Raw genomic sequence first — 10,869 nt, forward strand, 5'->3', positions numbered from 1 at the left:
TTAACTATTTACGAACGAAAAAATCTATATTTTGGGGTTCAACTTTTACTATTTTCACAAAATCTGGCACCTTAGTTACTATAACAGGTAAACTCTTGGTGTTATTCTTTTCCCAGCCTTCCATATCTACAACAACTTCAAAATCACTGGCCGAAAATTTAGCATAATCTTTCAGTGAAATCATGGCTGTAAGTACAGCCTTCGTAGGAACAATCCGAACAGAAGTATATCTATTTGCATTTTCAATCTTTATCGGAACTTCTATAATCTTCTCTGTCACCTCACCTACGGGAATTACAACCTCTGTAAAAGTTGGATAAATAGTGATATTCGTTCTTTGCTTTTTATTGATATTGGCAATAGTACGTATATCTGTATGTACATTTTTTCCTGTTATAGAATCTGTTTCCAAATATTCAATATTAGCGATATCTTCTAATGGCCCCGTAATCGTTATATGTGAAGGGTTTGTGCGCGTTTCTCCGATAATATCATATTGTTTTTTGAAGCTTAGTGCTGTTGGAACCCGAACAGGGATTTTGCGCTGGGTTTGTTTAGAAAAGTCGAAATATAGTGTATCCGGAGAAACAGTCAGCACCTGCTTATCTGACGGAAATTGTCTATTGATGAATCCTATTTGGTTGGAGAAAACGATGAAATTTCTAGAACTAAGGCTACTTAAATCTACTTGGATATTAGCCGTATCAGGATTCAATCGAGACAATAAAACATCCCAGCCACTCATTTTCACTTTTATACTAACGGTATCAGATTGTAGGGAGTGAAAAGCTCTTTTTTCGGGAATATTAACAAATTCAATACCTGCCCTCACCGTAAAGGTATATTTATTAGATATAGCAATCAAAAGCCAAGCTAAAAATGAAATAATAATACACCTCAAGAAAATAGTAATTTTCCGACGTTGTATTTTATTTAATTTTCGCTGCCCCATTGACACAAAGATAATGAAATCTCTTGATTAGCATTCTCTAAAAAATATTTAAGCATATAAAAAAACCGCCTATAACAATATGCTATAGACGGCCTTTTAAATATCTTATTTAATTATTTAGCTTCTGCATTAGCAGCTTTTGAAGCATCTAAAGCAATAGCTGATTTATCAAATTTCATACGAACACCAGAACCTACGTCAACTAAGAAAGTAGTATCTCCTACTTCTACGATGCGACCGTGAATACCAGCTGTAGTTACAACTTTAGAATTAACATTTAATTCTTCGATATATTTCTTGTGATCTTTTTGTTTTTTCATCTGAGGTCTAATCATGAAGAAATAAAATACTACGATAATCAATACCATAGGTAAAAAACTCATCAAATTACTTCCTCCTGCTGCCTGCAATAAAATTGTTGCTATCATATTTATATTCTAATTATTGATTTTACTTTTCAACGGTACCTTTAATCTCTACAGTGGTTACATTATTAGCTGCATTAGAGCTTACTGTAACAATCTTCTGTTGATTTCCGACCTGCCCTTGACTATTAAATGAAACTTTTATTTCACCTTCTTTACCCGGTAATATTGGATCTCTGGTATAATCTGGCGTTGTACAACCACATGATGCTGCTACCTGTGCAATTATAACTGGCGCAGTCCCTGTATTTTTAAATTTAAATACGTGGTCCACGACTTTACCTTCTTTTACGGTACCAAAGTCATATTTAGCATCTGCAAATTCGATGACACCAGTTGCTACATTTTCCGTTACAGAATCTACAGCACTCACTTGTGTAGAATCCGCCGAAGAAGAAGAGCTACTTTGATTATTACATGCGGTCATTAAACCTAGTAATAAAGCAGGAAATAAAAATTTATTAATCATATTTTTTAATCTTTTAATCCTCTACCCGCCTTACGAATACGACCTTCTTTCGTAAGATCAGCTAAAATTTTGTCTAATATACCATTTATAAATGTATTACTTTTCAATGTACTAAAAGTTTTAGACAATTCAATATATTCATTGATGGTAACTTTAACAGGTATCGAAGGAAAGTTTATCAATTCACTTATCGCCATACGCATCAACAAGATATCCATTAAAGCAATACGATCAGCTTCCCAATTTTTTGTTTTTGCAGCTATCAATTCATGATATTCATCCGAATATTTAATTGATGTCTTCAACAAATCAGCGACAAAATCTTCATCTTCACTCCAATTAGGCGTTAATTCAGCCAGCTTATTGGCACTAGGATTCTCTGAGCTAAAATTTTTGAATGTTTTGGCAATCATAGCTTGTAACACTTCTTTATCTACCGTCCAGTTGATAAATTTCTCTTCAAAAACTTGTTCAATATCTACCGATTTCAAGATAATCTTTTTAAAGATATATTTTACAATATCTTTCTCCGCATTAATGCTACGATCTTCTAATTCTAAATATTGTAGATATGCTTCAGAATCTTTCAATTGTGCAAAAATAGAACGTACAATCTCTGGATCAAACTCCCAAGAAACATTGTATTTTTTCACCAACTCTAGATAAGTTCTATTTTGACGTAAAGACTCAATGAACGCATTGGTATTCAATTTGGTCGTTAGCAATTTATCTTTCGCTGTTGGTAAAAATTTTGCTGCGCGGCTTTCGGCATCCAACACAACATATTCAGCTACTTCATCCAATAGATTAAGTGTCCAAATATACATTTCATTGACTTCTTCAACATTTTTGAATAATGCTTTTTCGAAATCTTTAATTTGTTTATCTTCCGATAAACTGTACGCATAAAGCGTTTGTAATACCTTAACTCTAAGGTGTCTTCTGTTTAACATAGTTGTATAAGAACGATTTTATTATAAGAACGATTTTAATTGAGAAAATACTACCGTTATTTTCTCAATTTTGATATATCAATAATACGTTTTTCCGCTAATTGCTTGGCCGCATCGTATGTTGTAATATTTTCTTCTCTTGATTTTTGTAACACATGACGTGTTGCACTGTAGATATTGCGTATCAATGATTCTGTACGCTCGTTACCATACCCTTCTAATTCGGAGTAACAGCTAATAAGTGCTCCTGAATTAATTAGAAAATCTGGTGTATATAATATATTATGCTCTTGGAGCAATTTTATTGTTGTGTCTTCATCTTTGATCTGATTATTTGCGGAACCAGCAATAATCTTACATCTCATTTTTGGAACAGTATCTGGATTGACAGTACCTCCCAATGCACAAGGCGCATAAACATCTACATCCAATTCATAACTCGTAGAATACTGAATTGGCTCAGCTTTGTATTTTAATGCCACTTTCATTTTACGTTCTTCGGTCATATCCGAAACATAAACACGTGCATTTTCATTACGTAGCATAGACACCAATTGCTCGCCCACAGATCCTACTCCTTGAACGGCAACTTTACGACCTGCCAAGGAATCATCCCCATACAGTTCTTTGATTGCAGCTTTTATACCGTAGAATACACCACGCGCAGCAAATACGGTGGTATCTCCACCACCATTCATTGATTCCGGCAAACCTGCTACATATTCTGTCTCAGCACGGATAAATTCTAAGTCTCTTTGTGTAGTACCAACATCAATCGAAGCAATAAAATTACCATTCATTCCTTCAATAAATTTACCTAGGCGACGCATTAAAACTTCCGTTTTATCGTTACGATTATTACCAATGATTACAGCACAACCGCCCCCTAAATTCAAACCTGCTAAAGAAGCTTTATAGGTAATTGCTTTGGACAAACGTAAAGCATCTTCAATCGCTTCCTGTTCGGAATCATAAGGTAACATACGAACTCCCCCTATTGCAGGACCTAATGTCGTATCATGGATCGCTACAATAGCTTTCAATCCAACTGAAGGATCATTACAGAAAAATAAATTCTGATGCTCTGACGACGACATCAAATTGAAAATAGATGAATTTTGCATAATTACTTATATCAATACAAATAAGACTATTATTTGCTACAAAAATAACAAAATAAATTCGTTTAAGATCTTATTTATTAAAATATATAACTTTAAATAATGCTTATGAAAGAACCCTAATTGGTAAAACATATTTTATAAATAAAGCTGTACATTTGCATACAATATTTAGCGATGAAAGAACTAGCGTACCTTAATAAATACTTTTATAAGTATAAATGGAGACTAATACCAGGTGTTTTATTTGTAATTATATCTAACTATTTTGGAATACTACCTGCTAAAGTTATACGTGTAGCATTTGACCTTGTCAAAGAAAACATCGACTTATATCGTATGTATGATGGCTTTGATCGTCAAGATTTGATCTATAAAGTATTCGGTAGTAGTTTATTATTTTTCGGTGCTATCGTGCTAGTATTAGCACTATTAAGAGGGATTTTTTTGTTCTTGATGCGCCAATCTATTATTCTAATCTCCAGACATATTGAATACGATCTAAAAAATGAAATCTACAACCATTATCAAGCCCTTGATTTTTCATTTTTCCGAAAAAATAAAACAGGAGATTTAATGAATCGTGCGACAGAAGATGTCAATCAGGTACGTAACTATTTGGGGCCTGCGATTATGTATACGATTAATACAGTAGCCTTATCAGTGATGGTTATATATGCTATGTACGATGTCAATGCTACGTTGGCGACCTATGCCTTGATACCAATCCCAATAATATCGGTTCTTATCTTAATTGTAAATAAAACAATCAATCAACGAAGTACAAAAATTCAAGCACAGCTATCAAAGTTATCGTCATTTGTACAAGAGACTTTCTCAGGTATTCGTGTTATAAAGACCTATAGTCGTGAAGAAGATAAGATGAATGAATTTGAGAAAGAAAGTAATAATTACAGAAATACATCTCTATCCTTAGTAAAGGTACAAGCAATTTTTTTTCCGTTGATTATTTTTTTAGTTGGATTTAGTACAATTATAACAGTATATATCGGTGGTATAGAAGTTAATAGAGGGGCAATCACTGCGGGGAACATTGCTGAATTCATCATATATGTCAATCAACTAACCTTCCCAGCGATGGCATTAGCTTGGGTTACTTCACTAATACAACGTGCCGCAGCTTCCCAAAAAAGAATAAATGAATTCCTAAAAACGAAGTCAGAAATCATTAATGGCACTGTATCTAAAAAATTAGAAGGCAATATAGAAATTAAAAATCTTTCATTTACCTATCCAGAAAATGGTGTAAAAGCATTAAAAAATATAAATGTAAGCATCAAAAGAGGAGAAACGCTAGCTATTATAGGGAAGACAGGCTCTGGAAAAACAACATTAGCCAATATGTTGCTACGTATGTATGATGTTGATGAAGGAAATATATTCTATGATAATATTCCGCTTAAAGATTATGACATTAATAGTATGCGTGATCAGATTGGATTTGTTCCTCAACAAGTTTTTTTATTTTCCGATACCATTGGTAGAAACATCGCATTTGGGTTAGACAGTTTGGATCAGGAAAGAGTCGAACAAGCGGCTAAAGATGCCGCAGTATATGAAAATATCATAGGTTTCGAGAAAGGTTTTGAGACTAATATTGGCGAACGTGGCATTACTTTATCAGGCGGACAAAAACAACGTGTATCCATAGCTAGAGCATTAATTAAAGATCCGCAGATTTTGATTTTTGATGACTGTCTATCTGCTGTAGATACAAAAACAGAAGAAGAAATACTCCATAACTTGGGACGTATCATGCGTGATAAAACAACCATATTTATTGCACACCGCATCTCTACTATCAAAAATGCAGATCACATCATTGTCATGGACAATGGACAAATTGTGGAGGAAGGTACCCATGAAACATTATTACAGCAGCATGGCGAATATGCCGAACTTTACGAAAAACAGTTATTACAAAGTGTAGAAGATTAAAATCGTATGTCATTGGACTTTTTTTAGGTATACAATTTCTAGTTGAAAGGTATTTTCACTATCTTTCAACTCGAACACTACAGACCATGAAATTATTATTAACTACCATTTTACTAATATTTGGTATATTTTCTTCTAAAGCCCAAATTGATGATTTCCCAATTGTTAAATATAATGATATTAATGAAGGCACATTCAGTATAGACTCTACAGCCGATGCAATTGTCCTCTTAGAAAAAGGGCGTACTTTTATTCAAAGTTCGGATGTTGATCGTGCATATATGGTTTACCATACACACAAAATACGCATCAAAATAATCAATAAAGAAGGATTTAAACATGCTAATTTTACACTTCCCCTTTATAAATATGGTTCGACCTTTGAGCGTATAGAATCTATAAAAGGAATCACGCACAACCTCGAAAATGGAAAAATAAATGCTACCTCATTAGAGAATAAAAATATATTTAGCGAGAACAACTCTGCTTATATAAAGCTCTCCAAATTTACCTTACCTAATATTAAAGAAGGTAGTATAATCGATGTAGAATATACCATCATTAGCCCAGATATCTTTAATTTCAGAACATGGAATTTTCAGTCGGATATCCCTAAGATAAGAAGTGAGTACAATGTATTAATCCCTGCGGTATACAAATATAATGTAACACTAAAAGGAGGATTGAAACTCACAGATACAAAATCAAAAATAGAAAATGCCTGCCTTACTATTTATAATTCAAGAGTAGACTGCTCTAACATCACCTACAGCATGGATAGCATCCCTGCATTTATAGAAGAGCCCTATATGCTAGCTTCTAAAAACTATTTATCAGCAGTATATTTTGAACTTGAGGAAGCTATAGTAGCTGGAGGTTCTAAACAGTCATTTACAAAAAAATGGTCTGATGTAGATAGAGAATTATTAACCGAAAAAAGCTTTGGTGGTCAAATCAAAAAGCAAGATATCTTTAAAGAAAAAATAGCCCCTTCAATCTTTGCAACTGAAGATTTATACTCTAAAGCTAATATGATCTATTCCTGGATTCAAAAAAATATAAAATGGAACAATACCTATGGAAAATATAGCCAATATGGTATCGAAGAAGCTTTAAAAACCAAGAATGGAAATGTAGCAGATATCAATCTAGCTTTAATAGCCGCCCTAAATGCTGCAGGCCTTGATGCATACCCAATTCTAGTTTCTACGAGAAACAACGGCCTCCCAAACAATTTGCATCCTGTCATCAGTGATTTCAACTACGTGATAGCTGGTTTAAAGATAGATGACAATATCATACAATTGGATGCTACTGATAGGCTCCTGCCCTTTGCGCAGCTGCCACTGCGTGCTATCAATGGTAAAGGTCGTATTATTTATAATAAGAAATCATCAGAATGGATTCCACTTACAAACCAAATAATATCTATTGCAAACTACATTTTTAATGGAAAGCTATCCTTAGATGGAACCATCAGCGGAGAACTAACGATCAACAGCTTTGGTCTTGAAGCCTATAACAAACGAAATGATATTCTTGAATATGCAAGTATGGAAGAATATACTGAAAAATTGGATGAACGTTTGCCACATATAGATTTTGAAAAAACTGAAATCCTAAACTTAGAAGATACTCAAAATGTATTGAGTATCGTTACTGATGTTATCATACAGACAAATCAAAAACTAATCAATGGCAATAATTTTTACATCAATCCTATTTTCATAGACCGTACCACAAGAAATCCATTCAATCTAGATAATCGTACGTACGATGTAGACCTCGGTGCAAAGCGTATTGAAACATACGAGATAAATATACAGATGCCGGAGGGTGTATCATTAGTGAGTGCTCCAAAAAATGTAAATTTAAAATTGCCCGAAAACTCCGCTAAATATATATATACAAGCGACTATACAGACAATGTACTTTCTGTAGAACAATTCTTGTCCTTAGCAAAATCAATTTATACTACGGATGAATATTTTGGATTAAAAGAAGTGTTCTCACGTATTATACAACAGCTAAAAGTTGACTACACCTTTAAGTATGAGAGCAAATGAATAGATTCAATCTAGTAATAACGACTATCATAGCCACTGCCTTACTCTGTAGCAACATCAGTATGGGGCAACAATACGCAGTAGAATTAATCCCTAAAGGGTTGAAAAGTCGTGCTAGTGCTATCGTACGTGATGAGCAGATTACACTAGATATGAAAAATGAAGCCAATATATCACATATTGTCACTAAAGCAATCACAATTCTGAATCCAGCAGGCGATCAATATGCAGCAATGGTACTGTCGTATAACAAAAGTGTATCTATAAAAGATATTAAAGGACAGATTTTGGATGAATTTGGAATGCCTATAGGCAAATTTACCAGTAAAGACTTTAAAGACTATTCTGCGAGTGATCAGGTGAGTATGTATGATGATGTACGTATAAAACACTACGATCCAAATATCAATACGTATCCCTATACCATTGTCTATACCTATGAATCAAAACATAGTCAGAATTTATTTATCCCGTATTGGCAACCCAATAAATACAGTGATGTAGCAGTAGAAAAAAGTAGCTATACCTTCTCGTGTCAGCCTACGCTTAACATTAGAATTAAAGAACAAAATATTCCTAATAAGGTTGAACTAGAAACCACAGAAAAGTATAAAAGCTATACTTGGACTGCTACAAATATTAATGCCCAAAAGGCAGAACCCTACGCTCCTATTGAGAAAAAAGATGCTATTGTGGTAAAAATAGCCCCCGAATCGTTTAAATACTTCAAAAAACAAGGTACAGCAAGCGATTGGAATAGCTTAGGGAAGTGGTTTTATGATGATTTACTAAAAGATAAGCAAGATCTTCCTTTAGCGACTATAGCAAAAATGAAAGACCTAACGGCAAATGCTAAAACAACGAAGGAAAAAGCTGAAATTATCTACAAATACATGCAAAATAAAACCCGATATATCAGTATACAAGTGGGTATCGGTGGTTTGGAACCCTTTCCTGCATCCTATGTAGATCGTCTTGGCTATGGTGATTGCAAAGCTTTGGTCAATTATACACAGGCATTACTTAGTGCTGTAGATATTAATTCCGTATACTGCATTGTTGAAGCGGGCAACAACAAAGTTAGTCTAGACGAATCATTTGCTAATGCGGTAGATGGCAATCATATCATCCTATGTATCCCGATGGAAAAAGACAGTATATGGTTGGAATGTACGAGCAACAAACATCCATTTGGCTATCTGGGTGACTTTACAGATGATAGATTGGTATTAGCATGTACAGCAGAAGGTGGTAAAATATGGAGAACAGCAACCTATCCTAGCCACAAGAATATCCAAATACGTAAAGCATACTTTGATATTAATAAGGAAGGGAGTTTGAAGGGTAAAATGCATACCACATTTAGTGGTACACAATTTGACAATCACTATTCCAATGTATTTAGAAGCCCCATAGAGCAAGTCAAAGCGTTAAAATCTTACTATGATGTCGACAATATCACATTTAATACTGTAAATTATCAAATCACTGACACAGACAGTCCGAAGCTAACAGAAGACCTGGCAATTGCCATCAAAAATTATGTCGTGAAAAATGAAAACCAATTAATTCTTCAACCCAATATATTTAATATTACACGTAATATACCGGAATCCAAAAACCGTAGCAATGCAGTATATATCAATCGTGGATATACGGACATAGATGAGATAGAATATACACTAGAATCTGAATTGGCAGGTAAAATAACCCCAATAGAAAAAGTAATAAATTGCCCTATGGGTAAATATGAATTGCGTATATTTAGCGAAGGTACAAAAGTCACGATAAAACGCTATATTAGCATCAATCAAGGTGAATATTCAGCGGATAGCTATCAGCAATTTTACGACTTTATGAAGGAAGTGTCCGCAAGTGACCGCATAAAATATACACTAAACTTAGCGCATAATTAACAGCGCTAAAATAGGGGCATTAGCTCATTTGGCTAGAGCGCTTCGCTGGCAGCGAAGAGGTGATCGGTTCGAATCCGATATGCTCCACATAAAAGTAAAATAAATAAAGATTACTTATTAAATTAAATCCCGCACCATTCCATCGGCGGGATTTATTCGTATACTATGTAAGCTTATTAAAATCTAACCACATTCAATTGTTTATCGACCAATAAACTGTCATAGCTTAAAAATCAAATTTAACTGCACGCTTAGTTTTCATTTGAAAGAAATACAATTCAGGACAGCGGATTAATATTTTTTGATGACCAAGGTTGACATATGTAGGATATCATGCTTTCTTACCAATAGAGTGCAGCCTATCATTGGTTAAGTTTTCCTTTTTTCATATGCAAAGGGTCGATGGCACAATTTATTATGAAAACACCAGTAGATAAGCTGATCTAAAACCTAGTTATAACTAATATTTTCCCTCAAACAAATGCCAAATATTTAAAGAGTAGTCTATCTCCAATAGTCCGAGTATAAATACTATTAAAAAATAATTTGGTCAAACAAACTCTACATTCATTTGTTTAATAATAGTAAATAAATTCTAATATTAAAGTATTGTTCATTTCCCCAATGAACATTTTTGGAAAAATCTATGCGCGTCTAATGTGTGTTTAAGACGCGCATTTCTTATGAAACGTAAGTTCTAATTATATCCTCCTACAAAAACATATCCAACCAAATATTCTTCACTAATATTTTCTATTCCATCATCAATAACCAAAATATTTGGCTTCTCATATACAATAGCTCCGGATCATGTACAAAAGTTGTGGATTAGATAAAAAAATCTGAGATTTATGTTTTGATATTTGATATAAATGCACGAATCGTTTAAGGCTTTAATGCCATTGATTATTCCGGAGGGAGTTTCTGATTATTTTGAAATGACCCATTATACTAAAGAAGATAAAAGACTTGACATCTTTCTAGAAGAACTAAACCTTATACCTGAAG

Annotated in this window: 8 protein-coding genes and 1 tRNA gene; 4 read left to right on the forward strand and 5 right to left on the reverse strand. The window is 33.7% G+C overall.

Annotated features, from left to right (window positions below):
• Positions 1 to 4: 4 nt before the first annotated feature.
• The 5 genes from IP023_RS08575 to IP023_RS08595 all read right to left on the reverse strand — a co-directional run bounded on the left by IP023_RS08575 (position 5) and on the right by IP023_RS08595 (position 3,923).
• Positions 5 to 952, reverse strand: coding sequence for a CdaR family protein (locus tag IP023_RS08575; RefSeq protein ID WP_241789854.1), 948 nt, complete (start codon positions 950 to 952; stop codon positions 5 to 7).
• Positions 953 to 1,065: 113 nt separating this feature from the next.
• On the reverse strand, positions 1,066 to 1,380 hold the full coding sequence (yajC, locus tag IP023_RS08580) for a preprotein translocase subunit YajC (protein ID WP_241789855.1): 315 nt from the start codon (positions 1,378 to 1,380) through the stop codon (positions 1,066 to 1,068).
• A 22-nt stretch (positions 1,381 to 1,402) separates the two neighbouring features.
• Positions 1,403 to 1,846: a DUF1573 domain-containing protein gene (locus IP023_RS08585; protein WP_241789856.1), complete on the reverse strand. Its 444-nt coding sequence runs from the start codon at positions 1,844 to 1,846 to the stop codon at positions 1,403 to 1,405.
• A 5-nt stretch (positions 1,847 to 1,851) separates the two neighbouring features.
• The gene (nusB, locus tag IP023_RS08590; protein ID WP_241789857.1) at positions 1,852 to 2,799 is read right to left on the reverse strand and encodes a transcription antitermination factor NusB; all 948 of its coding nucleotides are present in this window, start codon (positions 2,797 to 2,799) and stop codon (positions 1,852 to 1,854) included.
• 56 nt (positions 2,800 to 2,855) lie between these two features.
• On the reverse strand, positions 2,856 to 3,923 hold the full coding sequence (locus IP023_RS08595; RefSeq protein WP_241789858.1) for a Glu/Leu/Phe/Val family dehydrogenase: 1,068 nt from the start codon (positions 3,921 to 3,923) through the stop codon (positions 2,856 to 2,858).
• A 174-nt stretch (positions 3,924 to 4,097) separates the two neighbouring features.
• Between IP023_RS08595 and IP023_RS08600 the strand changes: the two genes are divergently transcribed.
• The 4 genes from IP023_RS08600 to IP023_RS08615 all read left to right on the forward strand — a co-directional run bounded on the left by IP023_RS08600 (position 4,098) and on the right by IP023_RS08615 (position 9,948).
• The gene (locus tag IP023_RS08600) at positions 4,098 to 5,879 is read left to right on the forward strand and encodes an ABC transporter ATP-binding protein (RefSeq protein ID WP_241789859.1); all 1,782 of its coding nucleotides are present in this window, start codon (positions 4,098 to 4,100) and stop codon (positions 5,877 to 5,879) included.
• A gap of 86 nt (positions 5,880 to 5,965) precedes the next feature.
• Positions 5,966 to 7,945 carry a DUF3857 domain-containing protein gene (locus IP023_RS08605; protein WP_241789860.1) on the forward strand — a complete coding sequence of 660 codons (1,980 nt, stop codon included), beginning with the start codon at positions 5,966 to 5,968 and terminating at the stop codon, positions 7,943 to 7,945.
• The gene (locus IP023_RS08610) at positions 7,942 to 9,861 is read left to right on the forward strand and encodes a DUF3857 domain-containing protein (RefSeq protein WP_241789861.1); all 1,920 of its coding nucleotides are present in this window, start codon (positions 7,942 to 7,944) and stop codon (positions 9,859 to 9,861) included. Before IP023_RS08605 ends, IP023_RS08610 begins: the two co-directional genes overlap by 4 nt.
• 13 nt (positions 9,862 to 9,874) lie before the next feature.
• Positions 9,875 to 9,948, forward strand: a tRNA-Ala gene (locus IP023_RS08615).
• Positions 9,949 to 10,869: the final 921 nt, after the last annotated feature.

This window comes from Sphingobacterium rhinopitheci (assembly GCF_022627575.1).
GTDB lineage: Bacteria > Bacteroidota > Bacteroidia > Sphingobacteriales > Sphingobacteriaceae > Sphingobacterium > Sphingobacterium rhinopitheci.

Bases quoted from the DNA above. Each gene is read 5' to 3' on its own strand.
- IP023_RS08575 (WP_241789854.1), bottom strand. From the start codon at position 952: ATGGGGCAGCGAAAATTAAATAAAATACAACGTCGGAAAATTACTATT.
- IP023_RS08600 (WP_241789859.1), top strand. From the start codon at position 4,098: ATGAAAGAACTAGCGTACCTTAATAAATACTTTTATAAGTATAAATGG.
- IP023_RS08585 (WP_241789856.1), bottom strand. From the start codon at position 1,846: ATGATTAATAAATTTTTATTTCCTGCTTTATTACTAGGTTTAATGACC.
- IP023_RS08605 (WP_241789860.1), top strand. From the start codon at position 5,966: ATGAAATTATTATTAACTACCATTTTACTAATATTTGGTATATTTTCT.
- IP023_RS08610 (WP_241789861.1), top strand. From the start codon at position 7,942: ATGAATAGATTCAATCTAGTAATAACGACTATCATAGCCACTGCCTTA.
- nusB (WP_241789857.1), bottom strand. From the start codon at position 2,799: ATGTTAAACAGAAGACACCTTAGAGTTAAGGTATTACAAACGCTTTAT.
- yajC (WP_241789855.1), bottom strand. From the start codon at position 1,380: ATGATAGCAACAATTTTATTGCAGGCAGCAGGAGGAAGTAATTTGATG.
- IP023_RS08595 (WP_241789858.1), bottom strand. From the start codon at position 3,923: ATGCAAAATTCATCTATTTTCAATTTGATGTCGTCGTCAGAGCATCAG.